Consider the following 18109-nt stretch of genomic DNA (forward strand, 5'->3'; position numbering starts at 1 on the left):
ACAAACGGTTGTCGAATTTTGACGGTGACAGGCACCGACATTCACGCTTCGTATTTTCCGAGAGTGAGTATAGCATGTGGTCTATCGTGGTGTAAATGGCATTGGTCTGCTGTGTTAAAGGGTTAAATGACCAAAGCTTGTTTGGGATTAGCATGTGTTTTTCGATAGAGAAGTATGTGGATTTGTGGGGTTTTTCATCTGGATCGCATAGGGAATGTCGATAATTGTCGGAATGTGGGGGTGACAGGCACCAAAAAAACCCCACCGTATATCCCTACGGTGGAGTTTTAGCTAAAAGTTATTCGCTTAAGCTTAGTTTAGAACGAAGGTAAGCGTTGATGAAGTTGTCGATGTCTCCGTCCATGACCCCTTGGACGTTGCCTGATTCAGCGCTGGTACGGTGATCCTTGACCATTGAGTAAGGGTGGAATACGTAGGAGCGGATTTGGCTTCCCCAGCCAATTTCCTTTTGCTCTCCACGAATTTCAGCTAATTCCTGTTCCTGTTCTTCGATTCGCTTTTGATAAAGCTTAGCCTTCAGCATTTTCATTGCAGACTCACGGTTCTTGATTTGAGAACGCTCTGATTGGCATGTAACGACCACATTTGTCGGCAAGTGAGTAATACGAACAGCCGAATCCGTCGTATTGATATGCTGACCGCCTGCTCCGCTGGCACGATACGTATCAATTTTTAAATCTTCCGTGCGAATATCGATTTCAATCTCATCATTAAACTCCGGCATGACTTCGCAAGATACGAAGGAAGTATGGCGGCGTCCTGAAGAATCAAACGGCGAGATGCGTACCAGACGGTGAACGCCCTTCTCAGCCTTCAAATAGCCGTATGCATTATGCCCTTTAATAGCTAAGGTAACGCTCTTAATGCCCGCTTCATCCCCTGGTAGATAATCAAGCGTCTCTACCTTAAAGCCTTTCTTCTCTCCCCAGCGTGTATACATGCGAAGAAGCATTGAACCCCAGTCTTGAGATTCCGTTCCACCTGCACCGGGATGCAGCTCTAGAATGGCATTGTTTTTATCATACTCTTCACTTAACAGAAGCTGAAGCTCAAACTGGTTCAAACGCTGGGAAAGCTCAGTCAGTTCTCCTTCAAGTTCTTCTTGAAGTTCTGCATCGCTTTCTTCTTTTACAAGCTCATACGTCAATTCCAGGTTTTCGAACGATTCGAATAGCTCGTGAAACTCAACGACTTGATCCTTCAAAGCGTTTGTTTCATTAATAACGACTTGTGCACCTTGCTGATCATCCCAGAAGCCCGGATGGCTCATTTCATCCTCAAGCTCAGCAATGCGCGCCTCTTTGTTTTCTAAGTCAAAGAGACCCCCTAAAGTCAGCTAAAATCTTAGCTGTTTTTTCTAACTCATTACGAATATCTGCTAATTCCATTTCCGTCACCTCAAAAATTATTTAAAATCCAAGACTGCTTTTATCAAATCCAGCAGTCTGAAAATCCTCTACGAACTACAATTGAACTTATATATTATATATCTTCCTTGATCAAATCGAAACTTTATTTACAAGAAAAAAATTTCGCTACCTTCCATCTTATTCAAAAAAATAAAATTTAGACAGTAAAACGAGAAAACAGGCAGTTCGCTCATAATCAAAAGTAGTCCCAACAGCAAAGAAGAGCTGGCAAAGCATCTTAAATCGGCTCTGCCAGCTCCCTCTAAAAGTCAGGCTACTCTTAATAAAACATTAAACTCCACAGCAGTTTTTATATTTCTTTCCGCTGCCGCAAATACATGGATCATTACGACCAACATCCATTGGCTTCACTACCGGCTTTTTCTTAGCAGCCTTTCCGCCTTCATTTTCCTTCGGATTAACCGCTTGTCCCTTTGCTACCTCTTGGCGCTCGAGATTATTGCGGATTTCCGCTTTCATGACGTACTTAGCTACATCCTCCTCAATCGCTGCAATCATGTTCTCAAACATGACAAATCCTTCTTGCTGATACTCGCGAAGAGGATCAATTTGTCCGTATGCACGAAGATGGATACCTTGGCGAAGCTGATCCATTGCATCGATATGATCAATCCATTTGGAGTCAACCGCTCTAAGCATAATAACCTTTTCAAACTCACGCATTTGATCAGGTTGCATATTCTCTTCTTTCTCATCATAACGCTCGATGATTTTAGCAAAAATCAATTCGGTTACTTCATCCGCTTCCTTGCCGCGAATGTCATCAACCTTGATATCGCCTTCTGGTAAAAGATTACCGTTCAGAAAATCAATCAAACCGGAATAATTCCATTGCTCATCCTCTTCTTGCTGAGAAGCAAAAGCGGCAACATTGCGAGTAAGAGATGAAGAAATCATTTTTTCAACGATTGCTCTTAGGTTCTCAGAATCAAGCACTTCATTTCTTTGCGTGTATAAAATCTCACGCTGCTGACGAAGAACATCATCATAAGAAAGAAGCTGTTTACGTGCATCAAAGTTATTACCCTCAACACGCTTCTGAGCTGATTCAACCGCTTTGGATACCATTTTACTTTGGATCGGCTGGGTATCATCCATACCTAAGCGCGACATCATGTTTTTCATATTATCTGAACCGAAACGACGCATTAGTTCATCTTCCATCGACAGATAGAATTGAGTAATACCAGGGTCCCCTTGACGTCCGGAACGACCACGCAGCTGGTTATCAATCCGTCTGCTCTCATGACGCTCCGTACCAAGCACAGCTAGTCCGCCTAATTCCTTCACGCCTTTGCCTAATTTAATGTCAGTACCACGACCTGCCATGTTCGTTGCAATCGTAATCGCGCCTTGTGTACCTGCATCCTGGATGATCTCTGCTTCACGTCCATGATTTTTCGCATTCAATACATTATGCGGAATACCTTTTTTCGTTAAGTACTTTGAAATAATTTCAGACGTTTCGATTGCAACCGTACCAACAAGCACCGGCTGACCTTTAAAATAGCGCCCGGCAATATCTTCAACAACCGCACGGAATTTCCCATCAGTGGATGAATAGATTAAGTCGGCTTTGTCATCACGTGTGATTTCACGATTTGTCGGAATGCTCACCACATTCATATTATAAATATTGCGGAATTCCTCTTCCTCTGTTTTCGCCGTACCTGTCATACCTGAAAGCTTATCATACATACGGAAATAGTTCTGGAATGTAATCGATGCCAGTGTCATACTTTCATTTTGAATTTCCAGACCCTCTTTTGCTTCAATTGCCTGATGAAGACCATCACTATAACGACGGCCTTTCATTAAACGGCCTGTAAATTGGTCAACGATGATAATTTCTCCATCTTGTACAACATAATCCACGTCATTATGCATGCTTGAATGTGCTTTCAATGCTTGCGTAATATGGTGATTCAAAGACACATGGGTCACATCAAACAGGTTATCGATGCCAAATGCCTGCTCAGCCTTCGTCATCCCATCCTCAGTCAGCTGTACCCCTTTGGTTTTTTCATCGTAAGTAAAATCTTCCTCTACCTTCAACCGGCTCACAAACGCATTAGCTTGAATATAAAGCTTTGTCGATTTTTGAGCAGACCCAGAGATAATTAACGGCGTACGCGCTTCATCAATTAAAATCGAGTCAACCTCATCAATAACGGCAAAATTAAGCGGGCGCTGAACCTTTTGCTCTTTATAAAGCACCATATTATCGCGCAAATAATCGAAACCAAGTTCATTATTCGTGCTATAAGTGACATCAGCCGCATAAGCTGCCTGCTTTTCTTCTTTAGAAAGTCCATTTAAGTTTAAACCAACTGAAAGTCCTAAGAAGTCATATAACTGGCCCATTTCAGTCGCATCACGAGTAACCAAGTATTCATTGACAGTTACGACATGCACGCCTTTACCAGAGATTGCATTCAAGTAAACAGGCATCGTTGAAGTCAACGTTTTACCTTCCCCTGTTTTCATCTCTGAGATATTTCCTTCATGAAGTGCAGCGCCCCCCATTAATTGCACGGGATATGGGTATAAGCCAAGCACGCGCTTAGCCGCTTCACGCACAACCGCAAATGCTTCCTCCAGCATTTGATCAAGTGTTTCACCTTTTTGATAACGGGCTTTGAACTCTTCTGTTTTTGCACGAATTTCATCATCCGTTAAGCTTTCCATACTAGAAGCCAATGCCTCAATTTTTTCAGCTGTTTTAGTTAGGCGTTTTAGTTCGCGTTTATTTAGATCGAAAACCTTATTTAAAATCCCAAGCATATAAAACGCTCCTTTATATTGGACAAATATATTTTCATAAAATATTTTTTAAAAATCATGATATACCTTTTAATATTACCACTTCCAAAAGGGGGAGACAACTTTTGTCAGTTGCGGAGAGAAGATATTTATGAGTTGGCATTTCTACCATATCACTTGAAACACCTTCTATCGTTTAGAAATAATCATCTTGTTATTGTTCAGATTAATTAATCCATTTAAAGTTTATTTAAACATTGCCAAGTACAAAGGAACACACAAAGCCTTTAGTGATAGATTAAAATTTTTCACTTAGATCCGAAATTCTTTTTCCCCACCTCAAGGTTTAATTAGAGAAAAATCATTCTTAATGATTGCATCACGCCGATTTAAGTAAGCTTTTTTTGCACAACTCTTAATAGCGAGACCATTAAAAGGCTGACCAATACTCCAGCAAGCGCATACCAGCCAACAATAAAAATCAAAAAAATATAAACAAAGAAACCGATGAAGAAAACGGAATAAATAAGGCTGCATATCATATTGAACAATTGCAATTGCATAATTCTACCTTTTTCTTCTTCAGTTGAATCACCCGCTTTTTTCAACTGTGCCAAAAAATGGAACTCCCGTATCAACACTAGGTAGGTTCGAAAAACAACATAATCTCAAAACCTCCGTATTTTCTCCAATTCATTTCACTATTACACGGGTTTTTAAAAAACGGTTTATTTATATACAAAAAAGAGCAAATAGAAAACTTATCGTTTTCCTTCGCTCTTTTCGCTTATACCAATTCTTTAGATTGATTCAGTAAATCCTCTATCAAGTCTTCCACTTGCGTATGAATATCTTTGTAGTAGCTTGATACTCTGCTAGCGGATAGTCCGTATTTTTCACCAAGCTCTTTCTGTGTCAGCTGCTCCTTAGTTGGGGCAACCATAGATACAAGATAACGGAGCGCCGCAACATAGTTGCCAGGTTTCTGAATACGTTTATTCGTTTTCTTACAGAAATCAACCCAGACACCAATGCCAAGATTAATGATCCATTGGAGTTCGCCTGCTCCTTCCATGTCCTTCTCGAACTGGGAAGCAACTTCCTTTGCGCCTTCACTTGGCCACTCATAAGACTCCATATCAACACTCGCGGCAGCCTGTGGGGTCTTATGCATCAATTCTAGAAAGCGATCTGCTAAGAATTGATGTGGATGTCGATAGCCTGACTCTGCGTATTCTGACTTAATGAATCCGTCGTAATCCGCTGCTTGGCCTTCAGAGATTTCAAATAAACATGGGAAAGCGGTATATTTCGCTTCATAAGGAAGTAAAATACCGAATGCAAACCATCCTTCTTCAAAATCACTCATTTGCTCAGAAAGGGCGATGCTATATGATTGACTTGTCAAAGCATCGATGAACTGAATATCTTTCCCTTCAAGGCCAACAACCTTTCCTGCAACTGGAATAGCCGTAGTCCAGGATTGTAAGATTTCTTGAAGTCTTGGACGTACGATGGAAGGAAGCTTATAATGAATGAACTTTTGCAAAATGGTTTCGCCGTCGTCTAGCGGCATGAAATGGATATACCAAAACGGCTGCATAAACTCAAAGAATTCCTTATCCTCTTCATCTGTTTCAGTTAATTTAGTCATTAAAGTTTGATACTCTTGCTTCATTGCATTGCCGTATCTTTGATAAGCAAAAATACGCAATTCTTTTTGCAGCTCAAAGATCTCACTATCAATTAACTCTGTAATGGATACGGTTTCTTTTTTTTCGCAGCACTTCTTATACTTCTTCCCGCTGCCGCATGGACACGGTTCGTTTCTGCTCACTTTAGCTGTTTGCAATATATATTCTCCTCTCGTAATCTCGGACCAGCATCTAATCTATTATTTATATCTTTATATATTCTCATCGTTCTGGTTCCAATTCCTTATTTTCCAATAAGATTTATCGCTCTATTATAGTAACATCAATCATTCATCGCGGTCATTTAATAGAAAATTTAAAAATATGTGACGATTATTATTAAGAATTGTCAACTTCAGCCACAACCGTTATGATGGTATCACAGCAATACAGACATCGGAAAGGAAGATGAACCATGAAGAAGTTCTTCAAAAGAATCAAATTCGTCTTTACTTTTTGGCGCTTCATCCCTTTTTTAATAGACTATTTATTCGCTAAAGAATTATCCATATGGAAAAAAGTGCTCCCGCTTGCCATATCTATCGTCTACATCGTCATACCGATTGACTTGATACCGGACTTCTTGTTCTTCTTTGGCTATACCGACGATATATTATTTACCACATTCCTTTTACAAACCATGGTGAAATACGCACCTGACCGGTTGAAGGAAAAATATGAGCTTTTGATGAAATAATAGGATAAAAATCACACAATAAAACCCCCGCCTTTAAGCGGGGGTTTTATCATTATTGCGCTTCAATCAATCCATAGCGCCCGTCTTTACGCTTATAAACAACATTCGTTAAGCTCGTCGCCGCATTCGTAAATACGAAGAAGCTATGACCAAGCATATTCATTTGCAGAATCGCCTCTTCACTGTCCATCGGCTTGAGGTCGAAGTGCTTCTGTCTTACCACTTCAAGATCATTATCCTCTTCCTCAGGATGCTCACCTGGCTCCTCAAGGGTAGCAAACATTTCATTCAGGCTTCCCTTTTCACGGAACTTTCGGTTCACCTTCGTTTTATGCTTGCGAATTTGCCGCTCCAACTTATCATTGATTAAATCAATCGCAGCATACATATCATTATGAACTTCCTCTGCACGAAGCACCAAGTTCTGCATTGGAATCGTTACTTCGACTTTAGATGTTTTATCATTATTGGTTTTCAAGTTTACATTTACATTTACATTAGGAGTTTCAGTAAAATATCTTTCCAACTTCGTGATCTTCTTCTCCACATAATCTCTAATTGCTGGAGTTACCTCAATGTTTTCACCCCGAATGTTATAATTCATAAGTGAACTCCTCCTTCTCTATTGTACTGGCCGCCTTCACCTTTCAGCGCTTGTCCAGCGCGTCTGCGAAATTTAGCCCAGTCTTATGAAATTAAGACTATGGTTATACTTCTATACTACCCGTTAAAAGTCCTTCTGAAACTATTCGACACAATTCTAAAAAATTCTTTCTTTAATAACTCAGCCAACACAAATAACCCGCCGTTTGTTAATCGTTCAAAACAAACAGCGGGTTATTCAAGAAACAATATAAGGTTTTAATTCACGATCTATCATCCGATGCCAGGCAGCAAAAACAGGATAAAACTGCTCGCGAATCACCATTTGCTTCACATGAGCATCCTCAAACTTCCATTCGACTTCCTCTGCTTTTTCCAAGACTGCATCAAAAACATCTAAAATCTGCATAATTGAGTCATTTTCAGGAAATAAGTTCATCAACTGCTCATTCACACTTACGATCTGCGAGAACGAATCAAAAATATTCACGAGCAGCTGATCGCCATCGGTTTTATCCAAGTCTGTAAAACTCTCCACTACATACTCGAACCCTTCTTCAACCGAGTTAAGTGCTGAACAATATTCCCTGACAAGCAGATACTGTTCCTCTGTTAACAATGGTGTCACCTAGTTTCTTTTATCATAGAATGTACCGTCATGCTGCTGAACGGATTGGTAAGGGTTTGCGTAGTGTTTCTTTTTTTCACGCTGAAGCTTGAGTTGTTTAATATCCTCTTTAATCAACGCCTGATGAGCCTGCAGTATGCGATGTATCTCTTGATCCTGCTGAATAAGCTGCTCTTTCAAACGGTTTGCCTCCGCATTGGCAAATTCGATTAAAGGCAGCATCTCTCCGCGTTCTTCAAGAAATTGCTCCGTCGCTGATATATACTCTTCCCGTCCATCTTCAGGCAGACCGGTTTGCAGATGTATTAAAAAGGCAGCATTACATCGTAACAAATCATTGGCCCCTGCCATTAGCGTTCACTTCCGATTACTTGCAGTTTCTTTTGATTAGCCATCATTTCTTTCCAGGTATTGCGCAAATCAAGCACCATGCTCTCAGCCTCGCCCAAAGCCGATAAATCACTATGCGTATTCGCATCAATTAACCTTCTTAAAATAAAATCGTATATACGCATCAAGTCCGCTGACATCGCCACATCATTATTCAACGTAACCATGAATTCTTGAATGATATCCTGCGATTTCTGGATATATTCATTTCTTTTCTCCACCTCAGACTGTTCAATCGCCCTCTTCGCAAGACTAATAAACTTCAGACAGCCATTATAAAGCATAAGCGCAAGCTCTGCAGGCGTTGCCGTATTCACAGAGGCTTGCTGGTACTTCTGATATGGATTCACTGCCATACTTTCACTCCTTCAATTAAGACGAATATCCGAATTGAGACATCATATAGTTCATTTGCTCATTCATTTTCTGCATGTTTTTTTCCATAGAAGAAAACTGCGTCCAATATCTTTGCTCTTTTTCCTTTAGCCTTGCTTCCATTGTAACGATACGTGAATTGATATCATCGAGGTTTTTTCCGATTGTGAACTGGCTGTTGGTTTTAGATCCATTGCCGGCTCTTTCAGTTATATTATTCATCGCTTGATCTACAGAGTTACGCAATCGACGCGATATCCCTTGTTCCCCTGGTGTTTCTCCATCTGCTGCAAATAGATTATACACTGCGTCAGGATCTTTTTCTAAAGCTTCCTTTAGCTTATCTTCATTAATCTCAAGCTTTCCTCCATCAAGATAATTCTTTGTTGTGTTAATTCCAATGGTCGACAACTGATTATAATCACTTGTAGCACTATTAAGAGGAGTATAAAAATCCATTCTCATTTTACTTAACAGACTATTTAACTGCTGGTCAGAACGCAGCAAGCCGCTTTTGGCTTTTTCCTCCCAGCGCTCCACTTCTTTATCAGAAAGGGAATCTCTTTCCTCTTTCGACAAAGGTGCATAGTCTCTATACTTTTCTTCCTTCAATTTCCCTTGTAAATTATCTATCAACTCATTATACTTTTTAACGAATTCTTTGATATTATCAATGGCCTTAGATGTGTCATTTGTGATTGAGATAGAAACAGGCGGATCTCCTAAATCAGTATCAAACTTATCTTTTAAATTAAATGTTACCCCGCTGATCGTAAAGGTGTTAGAAGATCGTTCAGTTTCTAAACCATTAAGGACAAATTTCGCATTGTCGCCACCGGTTTCATTTTGTTCGGATAGCTTCAGTCCAATATTTAAAAAACTGCTATTGTGAAAATTAATTTCTTTTCCGCCTGAATTATAATCCCCAGTTTCATTTCTTGACATCGTGATCTTATCAGATTGTTCATCGTAAAATACATTCAAGCCTAGTTTAGAAGAATTTATCTTATTAATGACAGATGTCAATGAATCTCTTCCATCGAATCTAAACGATTCAGTAACTTCCCCTTTTGATGTTTGAGTTGTCATATCTATCTCAAAGTATTTATGATGATAAGAAACTTCAGCTCTTGAACCAGGTTCTAATTCCTTGCCGAAAGTAACTTTTCCTGTTTCTTGGTCAACGTAAAATTCATTTTCTCCTAGGTTATCTGGGCTCGCCGCTTTAGTAAAAGTCTCAGACTTAACTATGGGATTACCGTCATCATCTTTAATGACTTTTCCATCTTCGTCCCTTTCATTCCATGAAAAAGTTATTTCATTTCCTATGTCCGTAATGCCAACATGCGAAAGCCGCACTTCTTTTATATTAGCAGATGAGATAGAAATGGTATCTTTATGAATTCCTGTATACTCAACATCAATTTTGCTGCCGGCAGCAATTTGCTTGCTAAAAGTCATTTTTCCAGTTGATTGATCAATAAAAACTTGATTTTGCTCATTATCTAAGTCTTCTAAATTACTCACTACCGAAAATGCCTCGCCAGAAACGCTAATGCTTGTAACCGTTTCAACAGCGCTTGATCCCAATTTCTTTAAGTTAAATTCTTTTCCAGCTTTATCGACAGAAAGAGACTCCTTAATACCAGTGCCTGTATCCTTCCATTCAAAAGCGCCATCTTGAAATTTATCTTGAGATTCATAGAGTCTTGCAGTTGAGTTAATTTTATTATTGCTATCTTTAGAAACTCCATTGGAGCTAGAATTCGTTGCAGATGTTGCCAATTGAGTAACCTTCGACATGGTAAAAGAGGCATTTCCGGCAGACGCTATCGCTGTTGCCGTCACTTTATTCGAGTTTGAAGAGCTTGTCACCTTTGATAAAAAAGTAGATTGCAAACGCATATTGAGCGTCATATCACGAAACGAATTCAGCTGCAGATTGATGTCGCGATAGGCATCCCTCTGCCATTCCAATGTTTGTTTCTTTTGATTCAGTTTATCAACAGGAAGTCGCTGCGCCCGCATCATATCATTAATTAGGCTTTGTGTATCAAGTCCCGACGCTAACCCGCCTATACGAAAATTCGCCATATTATCCGTCCCTTCTTCCAATCCTTATCTACTCATTATATCGGCTTGCTTCTAGTGATTTGAAGAAAAAAATAAAGAAGAGCGCTAGACTCTTCTTTAAAGACATTTATGCTTTTTTATCAATCATCAATCCTTGAAACTCCGTCATCTTAGCTATCATATCAAGAAAGTCTTTTGGCGGGATTTCACGCACAACCTCTTTGGTCATAGAATCCACTACCTCAACATAGTAGCGATCCAGATCCTCATGCAGCTGAAATTTAACCGAGGTAAAGCTATGTTCAAACCGCTCATTCAATTCATTTACCTTTGATTCCACATAATCTTTTTTTGTTTCTTTTATTGATATTACAGCCTCTTTCTCTTTTTCCTCCACAGGTTGTTCTTTCTCAGGTCGCTCCATTCTAAATAATGAGGAAGAAATCGGCTTCATCAAAACCTCTGACTCTACTCTCATAAATATTCTCTCCTAATATAAACTATTTATATTTATATCGGAAAACAATGATTCCTTTTAATGAATCAATCGATCTAAGTTCGGCTAAAGTTATTATGAAGGAAAAGGTCTTAGCTGGTACGAATAGCCTATCAAACAAAAAAAGGCCCCATTATCTGAGGCCTCCATTTGATCAAGCTGTCAAATTATCCAAGTAATTGAAGAACCGCTTGTGGTTTTTGATTAGCTTGAGCAAGCATAGCTTGAGAAGCTTGAGAAAGAATGTTAGTACGAGTTAATTCCATAACTTCTTTCGCCATATCTACGTCACGTACACGAGATTCAGCAGCTTGAAGGTTCTCAGAAGAGTTGTTCAAGTTAGAAATTGTGTGCTCTAAACGGTTTTGGAATGCACCAAGGTTAGAACGTTGAGCAGATACAGTTTCGATTGCATCGTTGATCGCTTTAACAGCAGATGAAGCTGAATCATGATCAGCTACTGAAAGTCCAGCAACTTTAGCGTCACCAGCAACTTCTGTTGATACACCAGCACTAGAAGCGTATACTGCACCTGTTACATCACCGTAATCGGTGTCTCCAAGGTGGTTAGTAACAGATGAACCCTGAGTATGAGTTCCGTCAACAGCACCTGTTAAACCTAGAGCTGCTGCGCTCATGTTTTGAATGTTGATTGTCATGCTTTGTCCACTGTTCGCACCTACTTGGAAAGTAGCTGAGAATCCATTAGCTGCATCAGCTTTATCATTTAACATTTTTTGTGAGTTAAATTCAGTTGTTTCGCTAATGCGGTTGATTTCAGTAGTCAATTCATTAATTTCTTTTTGAATTTCGTTACGGTCAACACCAACGTTTGTGTCATTAGCTGCTTGTGTAGCAAGCTCACGCATACGTTGAAGGATGTTTTGAGTTTCTTGTAAAGCACCTTCAGCAGTTTGGATCATAGAGATACCATCTTGAGAGTTACGACTAGCTTGGTCTAATCCACGAACTTGAGCACGCATTTTTTCAGAGATAGCAAGACCCGCAGCGTCATCTCCAGCACGGTTGATGCGAAGACCAGAAGATAATTTTTCCATTGCTTTTGCTCCTGCACCGTTGTTAACGCCTAATTGACGGTAAGTGTTTAATGCAGAAATATTATTGTTGATAATCATGATTTGTTTCCTCCTTGAGTTTGGTTGTCCCACATCCATGTGGTTCTTTTACTAAGAGGGAGAAGTTCGGCCGATCTTTCCCTCTTTCATAAATAATATCGTCAAGTAGTTCAATAGTTTTATATTATTTTTGAAATTTTTCCTATTTTCTTTGTAAAATATTCAATAAATTTTGCGGGAGCTGGGAGGCTTCATTATTTTCGGCTTTAATTTGGAGATAGATTTCCTTGCGGTGGATCTCCACTTCTCGTGGTGCTTTGATGCCCAGCTTAACCTGGTCGCCGTCAACCGCGATGATGGTTAATTCTATTTCATCATTAATAATGATTGATTCATCCTTTTTTCTCGTCAAAACTAGCATGCAGAGCCCTCCTGTGGGAAGAGTGGATGCTTCGTTTGATAGGCAGGACCTTGCAGAATAAGCTGTTTTCCCAACTGTTCCTTCACATTAATGACAAGGGGACCTTGAAGGTTTGCTGTCGAGAGCGCAAACGGCTCCTTTAAAGTCAAAATCACAAACGTTGCCACATCTTGCGGGGCATTTATTTTCAATGAATGGATGTTTGCATCAGACAATTGATATTGGTAGTCAGGGAAAAAAGGATACGGGTCAACCACCACAAAAGCTAAATTAGGTGTTTTAACAGACTGCAAAATAAAATAAGGCAGCTCCTTTAAAAAGGGCAACAATACAAATTCATTATCCTCCTGAAATCCCGGCAGTCCCGAGGCAAAAATAACGATGTCTTCCTTGGCAATCTCCATTTCTCCTTGATACTTTGTCTCTACTTTCATTTTTTTAAACACTTCCTTATATATACTCGTCGACATTGAAATTCTTCAGTTCAAATGACACGGATTCCTTCTGTTGCAAATAAATATTTGCTTTCCAGTTTTCATGATCAATGATTGGCTTATTGATTTGTGCATCGATGATCGGTTCATGAGGAATGACTTCGATATCCACCTTTCCGGGATCATAATCGATTTGCACTCTGAAATGACTCTTTGGTATAAATCCAATACCAATACTCTTGGGAGCAGGCTGACCATTCTCCTTCGCAATTCTAGGAATGGCTCCGCCGCCATTTTCGATTTTCATCATTTGATCGCCTTGGCGGACTCTTCTTGCTACTCCTTCTGTAAGGGTATGCTTCGCCTTTTCTGCCCACTCTTGAACTCTTCTGGATGTACCTTTAATATCACCGTCCGCTCTGGCTTCCGATTGATCAATATGCAGCGAGGATGCTTCTCGACTGATTTTCACCTCAGCTGCCGGCTGCTGTATGCGCAAATCCGCTTGCGGCTGTTTTATTTTCATATTCGGCTGGTCATATTGAATGCCGATTTGGGCATTTCTAATATGGGCTTCCAAATAAGGCATGCTCATCGTCTCACCACTTTTTCTTATAGAATAGAAAGAAAAGCTATCTTATGAAGATAGCTTAATCATGACAGTTTTTAGTTTTTCTTATTAAATAGATTATCTCAAAAAGTCTACCAAGGAAGGCTGAATGATTCTCGCTCCAACAGCCAAAGCTGCACGATGGAGTGCTTCCTGAGAAGTCAGTTCGATGATGACCTTTTCTGCATCAATATCTTCATTTTGAGACATCGTTGATTTGGCGATGATTTCTTGGCTGAGCAAACGGTTTTCTACCATTTCAACGCGATTATATTTTGCACCGATTTCAGCGGTTTCAGTAATAACTTTGTTCATATGTCCGTCAATTACATCGATTTGATTTGTCAAATCCGCTCCAGAAGTGTCGGGCGATTCAAGTGCGCTAATAAGTTTTCCCAGGTCGGTAAATAGATCTAGCGAAAACACTCCCTGAGGCTTTGTATTTACCTCAAGATTAATCCCTTTTGATACTTCGATGTTGACGGACTCTGTATTCACCGATACTGCTCCAAGCTCTTTAGCTACGAAGTCACCCGTCACCGGAATACCTACCGAAGATCCATCTTTTCCTTTAAAAGCTTCAGCTGACTCATCCCATAGAAGCTGCTGGCCGCTTTCAGAGAACAAGATATAATCTTTGGCATTATTCTTGTCGATAGTTGTGATGTCAATCGATTGATCAATTTTGCTCAAATCCACAGGCTTGCCTGATGTATCAGTACCATTAAAAATATATTTATTATTAACCTTCGTATTAGCAATCGATTCAAGATGTGTGCGGAGCTGCTTAATCTCGCTGGCGATATTATTACGCTGACTTGCATCGTATGAATCAGTTGAAGCCTTAACCGTCAGTTCGCGGATACGCTGCATAACAGTGTTAACCTCGTCCAATGCAGCCTCCGTGTTATCCATCCAATTGTAAACCTCTCCCAAATTGCGCTGGAATTGTTCGACCTCGACGACTTGAGAGCGATATCTCATTCCCTTCATCGCTACAACGGGGTCATCTGACGGACGATTGACTTTCTTTCCCGTTATGAGCTGTTCCTCCAGCTTGCCGAGCTTTTGATAGCTATTTTGGATATGGCGGAGTGAATTATTTGAAATCATTGATTGAGTAACGCGCATTTATTTTCCCCCTTATCTTCCAACTCGTCCCATGCCATTGATAATCGTATCGAGCATTTCATCAATTGCTGTAATCTGTCTAGCAGCTGCACTATAAGCATGTTGGAATTGAATCATATTTGTCATTTCCTCGTCCAATGAGACTGAGCTGACAGATGAACGATTAAATTGTACGGTATCGACAAGATTTATCGAATTACTTGTCATTCGATTAGCTTCCTGTGCGTTTACACCTAATTCACCGATTACGCCTTGGTAAAAGCTCATAATACTTGTGGATGATCCGTTGAAATCAAGCATCATATCCTTCACATTGGCAAGAGCCAGTCCATTTGAACCGTCACCGATAGAAGATTGACTAGATGGGTTTAAGCCGATTCCTTCCAGCTCAAATGACCACTTTGAGCCCGGCTTCAAATCTGTAATCGTTGTAGGGTCTATTTTTAGGCCGAAAAGTTTCATATCATCTTTCACCGCTTGATTTTGGTGACCTGTTATCGGGTTACCTTCCTTATCGTACGCTGAATACTTCCATGCAGCCCCGTCGTAGGTTAATTCTATTTTTGCATGATCAAAGGTTACAGGCGGATTTTCATAAGTCGTGATTCCGCTAAAAGCTCCTAAAATGGTCGGATTACCAGTGGATTGATTCCCGGCATCCTTTATAATCGAGCCTGTATATTGTTTTCCGCTCGAAGAAGCAGCGATATTGTTCAACTCTTTTAAAATGTCGTCTGACACTTTTAATTTTGAAGCTGCCCCTTCAGGTGATTGCAGGTCCCCGCCTTCAAAAGCGAAGAAATCAAAGCCTTGCTTTTGACCATTGTTAATCTCTGTAATGCTCCAACCGCTTTGATGAACGGAGTTAAAAGCTTGCGCAAAGCGAAATGCCATTAAATCCAATGAAGCAAGCATATCCGGATAATCGCCGGTTTGTTTCCCGTTTGCATCCAGGTAGCCGTAAGCTTGAATATTCGCTAATAAATCGCCTTTGGATGAAAACTGGACCGCATCTATTGCCTTATCGCCAATCTTGACCCCTGTCACTGCTTGAGTAGTAGGATCCTTCGAAACACTTACTTCATTAATAAGACCATTTTTACCGTCTACCAGTGTACCGATCACTTTCCCAGCTGAGTCGACCATTTCGATTGTATATTTACCCTCTGCCATACTGCTGGAAAGGCCACCGCTCGGATCAGAAGAAACCTTAATATTGACGAGACTCGATAGTTGATCCACCAATAAATCACGGGTGTCATATAGATCATTCGGCAAATATCCGTGCGGTTCAATGCTGGAAATTTGTTCGTTGATTTGATTGATTTGCGTTAACAAAGAATTGACTGATTTCACATTTAAATCAATCTGGTTTCCAAGATCTCCACGCTGTGCTTCAAGCTGTCCAGATAAATAATTAAAGGTATCAGCTACGGCAATCCCACGCTGCCTGACAACAGAACGCGCTCCTGAATCCTCAGGATTTACAGATAAATCTTGCAAAGCATTCCAGAATTTGTCGAGGGTTTTAGCCAAGCCTGTATCGGATGGCTCATTCATCACATCCTCAATTCTAGTTAATGCATTGCTGCGTGCGTTCCAAAATCCGAATTTGTTATTTTCATTGCGATACTGTACATCTAAGTAATCTTCTCTTATACGTTGAACAGATCCAGCTTGTACACCCGTACCCATTTGTCCTGGAAGCCGTGCAGTATCTATTCCAACGGATGGAAAGGCTTTTGTTTGTGTGAAATTAACGCGTTGACGTGTATAACCCTCTGTATTGGCATTTGCTATATTATGGCTCGTCGTATAAAGCGCACTTTGCTGAGTGAAAATGGCACGCCGGGCGGTTTCTAATCCCATAAATGTAGATCTCATTCTAATTCCTCCATCTATTTTGGCCTACACCTTAGAATTGAACATGCCGCTGGACTGCTTCTGCTTAGCTGCTTGCGGATGTACATAATTCATATTTTGCGATGCTTGCTGCGGCTTGGCTAAACTTAGTGACATATTAACAAATTGCAACGACTGATACACGAGCTGCTGATTCATTTGATTCCGTTCCTTCAGCTCTTCAACAATCTCTATAAGCTCATCCTTCATTGCTCTCAACTGCTGCTCATTTGAAACCGCTGGTAGACAGTCTGATAATGTCGGACTAGGCTGATCAGGGACAATTGCTTGTACGATACTGTTCCGTTTTTCTTCCCATTTCCCAATCGCCGCCACATGCTTCTGCTCATCCTTCATCATTTGGTCGAGGGCTTCCATGTCTCCCGTTTTGATGATGTCTGTTTTTTTGATGGCGAGCTCATTGAGGCTTTTGTGGAGCATGAGCAGGTTGTTCATTGAGGTGATCAGTGCTTCGGTGGACATGTTATCCCCTCCTTATTATCGTTTATCGTAAAAGTTAACAATGCTTTTAGCGATTTCTTTCGGATTGATTGTATATGTGCCATTTTCGACTTGGATTTTCAGCTCATCGACCTTCGCTTGGCGGCTGGATGCAGATTGAGATACTTGCTGCATTTCCTTTGCCGCTGAAGAGATCTCCAGTTTATCTGAAGCTTTCTTTCCCGATTGCTCGGTCTGATTGACTTTATTTAATTGACGCTGATAGGGATTTACATTATTGGTTGGTCCAAAATGATTAATTTTCATCGTCATTCCTCACTTTCGTCACGTGCCTTATTTCTACATCTATTATCGGTTATAGATGAGGTTTTTTTAAATCTTTTATCAGATTTAGTAAAAATTACATAGAAAAGCCATGTAATTGGTACATGGCTTTTCTAGTCTTTATTAATGGAGAAATAGGTTTTCTGATGTTCCGTTCTTCTCTCTTCCTCACGCATATGAAGCTCAAGTTCCTTCTTAATTTCTGAAATGCAGCGATCACATAGCTTGCCTTCTCTGATGAGATGCCCGCATTGATCACATGGATATCCGAGATTTGGAAACTGGGTAATCTTGAGACGTCCGCTTCTAATGAATTTAAGCAGCAAGGCTTCTTCCACCTCTGTTGCATGGACAATTTGATCCATTGTCGCTGCTCGGTTTTCTCGCTTCCGCAGGAATTGGTGAACCGTCTTAAACGCTTTCTCTTCCTCATTAAAGCAAGTATTACACATTACATTCATTTGATTCTTCACAAACAGCGCATTACATTTTGGACAGTTCATGAGTTCTGCCAATTTTATTCACCTCTGCCAACCTTTTCTGACTTTTCTTCCATTATACTCGACAGTGCGAATTTGA

20 protein-coding genes are annotated in these 18109 nt (G+C 40.3%); 1 reads left to right on the top strand and 19 read right to left on the bottom strand.

Going from position 1 to position 18109, the window contains the following annotated elements:
- Positions 1–298: 298 nt before the first annotated feature.
- From prfB to J2S17_RS04575, 4 genes are all read right to left on the bottom strand, one after another.
- Positions 299–1409, bottom strand: a protein-coding gene (prfB, locus tag J2S17_RS04560; RefSeq protein WP_307472359.1) for a peptide chain release factor 2 whose coding sequence is annotated in 2 segments (ribosomal slippage) — positions 299–1336 and positions 1338–1409 — 1110 coding nt in all. Because the reading frame shifts where the segments join, the coding sequence is not laid out codon by codon here.
- 312 nt (positions 1410–1721) lie between these two features.
- Positions 1722–4235, bottom strand: a complete 2514-nt coding sequence (gene secA, locus J2S17_RS04565; protein ID WP_307472361.1) for a preprotein translocase subunit SecA — start codon at positions 4233–4235, stop codon at positions 1722–1724.
- A 368-nt stretch (positions 4236–4603) separates the two neighbouring features.
- A complete protein-coding gene (locus J2S17_RS04570; RefSeq protein WP_307472363.1) occupies positions 4604–4831 on the bottom strand; it encodes a hypothetical protein in 228 nt (75 codons plus the stop codon).
- A gap of 170 nt (positions 4832–5001) precedes the next feature.
- Positions 5002–6066 carry a YecA family protein gene (locus J2S17_RS04575; protein ID WP_307472365.1) on the bottom strand — a complete coding sequence of 355 codons (1065 nt, stop codon included), beginning with the start codon at positions 6064–6066 and terminating at the stop codon, positions 5002–5004.
- Between the two features lie 257 nt (positions 6067–6323).
- Between J2S17_RS04575 and J2S17_RS04580 the strand changes: the two genes are divergently transcribed.
- On the top strand, positions 6324–6605 hold the full coding sequence (locus J2S17_RS04580) for a YkvA family protein (RefSeq protein ID WP_307472367.1): 282 nt from the start codon (positions 6324–6326) through the stop codon (positions 6603–6605).
- 52 nt (positions 6606–6657) lie between these two features.
- Here the strand turns inward: J2S17_RS04580 and hpf are convergent, their stop codons facing one another.
- From hpf to J2S17_RS04655, 15 genes are all read right to left on the bottom strand, one after another.
- Positions 6658–7209 (bottom strand): ribosome hibernation-promoting factor, HPF/YfiA family, encoded by a 552-nt coding sequence (gene hpf, locus J2S17_RS04585; RefSeq protein ID WP_307472369.1) that lies wholly within the window; start codon positions 7207–7209, stop codon positions 6658–6660.
- Positions 7210–7446: 237 nt separating this feature from the next.
- Entirely contained in the window at positions 7447–7827 is a 381-nt protein-coding gene (locus tag J2S17_RS04590) for a DUF8042 domain-containing protein (protein ID WP_307472372.1), read from the bottom strand.
- 9 nt (positions 7828–7836) lie between these two features.
- Positions 7837–8169: a flagellar protein FliT gene (fliT, locus tag J2S17_RS04595; protein ID WP_307472374.1), complete on the bottom strand. Its 333-nt coding sequence runs from the start codon at positions 8167–8169 to the stop codon at positions 7837–7839.
- Positions 8170–8186: 17 nt separating this feature from the next.
- Positions 8187–8582 (bottom strand): flagellar export chaperone FliS, encoded by a 396-nt coding sequence (fliS, locus tag J2S17_RS04600; protein WP_307472375.1) that lies wholly within the window; start codon positions 8580–8582, stop codon positions 8187–8189.
- Between the two features lie 16 nt (positions 8583–8598).
- Positions 8599–10695: a flagellar filament capping protein FliD gene (gene fliD / locus J2S17_RS04605; RefSeq protein ID WP_307472377.1), complete on the bottom strand. Its 2097-nt coding sequence runs from the start codon at positions 10693–10695 to the stop codon at positions 8599–8601.
- A gap of 106 nt (positions 10696–10801) precedes the next feature.
- A complete protein-coding gene (locus J2S17_RS04610; RefSeq protein ID WP_307472379.1) occupies positions 10802–11152 on the bottom strand; it encodes a flagellar protein FlaG in 351 nt (116 codons plus the stop codon).
- A gap of 185 nt (positions 11153–11337) precedes the next feature.
- Positions 11338–12306, bottom strand: coding sequence for a flagellin N-terminal helical domain-containing protein (locus tag J2S17_RS04615; protein ID WP_307472381.1), 969 nt, complete (start codon positions 12304–12306; stop codon positions 11338–11340).
- A 142-nt stretch (positions 12307–12448) separates the two neighbouring features.
- Complete coding sequence (csrA, locus tag J2S17_RS04620) at positions 12449–12667, bottom strand: carbon storage regulator CsrA (protein WP_307472383.1); 219 nt, start codon at positions 12665–12667, stop codon at positions 12449–12451.
- Positions 12661–13101 (bottom strand): flagellar assembly protein FliW, encoded by a 441-nt coding sequence (fliW, locus tag J2S17_RS04625; protein ID WP_307472386.1) that lies wholly within the window; start codon positions 13099–13101, stop codon positions 12661–12663. The genes csrA and fliW overlap by 7 nt, the downstream gene beginning before the upstream one ends.
- 16 nt (positions 13102–13117) lie before the next feature.
- Positions 13118–13696, bottom strand: a complete 579-nt coding sequence (locus tag J2S17_RS04630) for a DUF6470 family protein (RefSeq protein ID WP_307472388.1) — start codon at positions 13694–13696, stop codon at positions 13118–13120.
- A gap of 93 nt (positions 13697–13789) precedes the next feature.
- Positions 13790–14842, bottom strand: a complete 1053-nt coding sequence (gene flgL, locus J2S17_RS04635; protein WP_307472390.1) for a flagellar hook-associated protein FlgL — start codon at positions 14840–14842, stop codon at positions 13790–13792.
- Positions 14843–14854: 12 nt separating this feature from the next.
- On the bottom strand, positions 14855–16726 hold the full coding sequence (gene flgK, locus J2S17_RS04640; RefSeq protein WP_307472392.1) for a flagellar hook-associated protein FlgK: 1872 nt from the start codon (positions 16724–16726) through the stop codon (positions 14855–14857).
- A gap of 24 nt (positions 16727–16750) precedes the next feature.
- Positions 16751–17227, bottom strand: coding sequence for a flagellar protein FlgN (locus J2S17_RS04645; RefSeq protein ID WP_307472393.1), 477 nt, complete (start codon positions 17225–17227; stop codon positions 16751–16753).
- Between the two features lie 15 nt (positions 17228–17242).
- Positions 17243–17512: a flagellar biosynthesis anti-sigma factor FlgM gene (flgM, locus tag J2S17_RS04650; RefSeq protein WP_307472394.1), complete on the bottom strand. Its 270-nt coding sequence runs from the start codon at positions 17510–17512 to the stop codon at positions 17243–17245.
- A 131-nt stretch (positions 17513–17643) separates the two neighbouring features.
- Positions 17644–18045: a TIGR03826 family flagellar region protein gene (locus J2S17_RS04655; RefSeq protein ID WP_307472395.1), complete on the bottom strand. Its 402-nt coding sequence runs from the start codon at positions 18043–18045 to the stop codon at positions 17644–17646.
- Positions 18046–18109: the final 64 nt, after the last annotated feature.

It is taken from the genome of Cytobacillus purgationiresistens (assembly GCF_030813235.1).
Classification (GTDB): domain Bacteria; phylum Bacillota; class Bacilli; order Bacillales; family Cytobacillaceae; genus Cytobacillus; species Cytobacillus purgationiresistens.

Excerpts from the sequence above, each read along its gene's own strand:
- secA (WP_307472361.1), bottom strand. The coding sequence starts at position 4,235 with ATGCTTGGGATTTTAAATAAGGTTTTCGATCTAAATAAACGCGAACTA.
- J2S17_RS04580 (WP_307472367.1), top strand. The coding sequence starts at position 6,324 with ATGAAGAAGTTCTTCAAAAGAATCAAATTCGTCTTTACTTTTTGGCGC.
- hpf (WP_307472369.1), bottom strand. The coding sequence starts at position 7,209 with ATGAATTATAACATTCGGGGTGAAAACATTGAGGTAACTCCAGCAATT.
- fliS (WP_307472375.1), bottom strand. The coding sequence starts at position 8,582 with ATGGCAGTGAATCCATATCAGAAGTACCAGCAAGCCTCTGTGAATACG.
- fliD (WP_307472377.1), bottom strand. The coding sequence starts at position 10,695 with ATGGCGAATTTTCGTATAGGCGGGTTAGCGTCGGGACTTGATACACAA.
- J2S17_RS04610 (WP_307472379.1), bottom strand. The coding sequence starts at position 11,152 with ATGAGAGTAGAGTCAGAGGTTTTGATGAAGCCGATTTCTTCCTCATTA.
- J2S17_RS04615 (WP_307472381.1), bottom strand. The coding sequence starts at position 12,306 with ATGATTATCAACAATAATATTTCTGCATTAAACACTTACCGTCAATTA.
- csrA (WP_307472383.1), bottom strand. The coding sequence starts at position 12,667 with ATGCTAGTTTTGACGAGAAAAAAGGATGAATCAATCATTATTAATGAT.
- fliW (WP_307472386.1), bottom strand. The coding sequence starts at position 13,101 with ATGAAAGTAGAGACAAAGTATCAAGGAGAAATGGAGATTGCCAAGGAA.
- J2S17_RS04630 (WP_307472388.1), bottom strand. The coding sequence starts at position 13,696 with ATGAGCATGCCTTATTTGGAAGCCCATATTAGAAATGCCCAAATCGGC.
- flgL (WP_307472390.1), bottom strand. The coding sequence starts at position 14,842 with ATGCGCGTTACTCAATCAATGATTTCAAATAATTCACTCCGCCATATC.
- flgK (WP_307472392.1), bottom strand. The coding sequence starts at position 16,726 with ATGAGATCTACATTTATGGGATTAGAAACCGCCCGGCGTGCCATTTTC.
- J2S17_RS04645 (WP_307472393.1), bottom strand. The coding sequence starts at position 17,227 with ATGTCCACCGAAGCACTGATCACCTCAATGAACAACCTGCTCATGCTC.
- flgM (WP_307472394.1), bottom strand. The coding sequence starts at position 17,512 with ATGAAAATTAATCATTTTGGACCAACCAATAATGTAAATCCCTATCAG.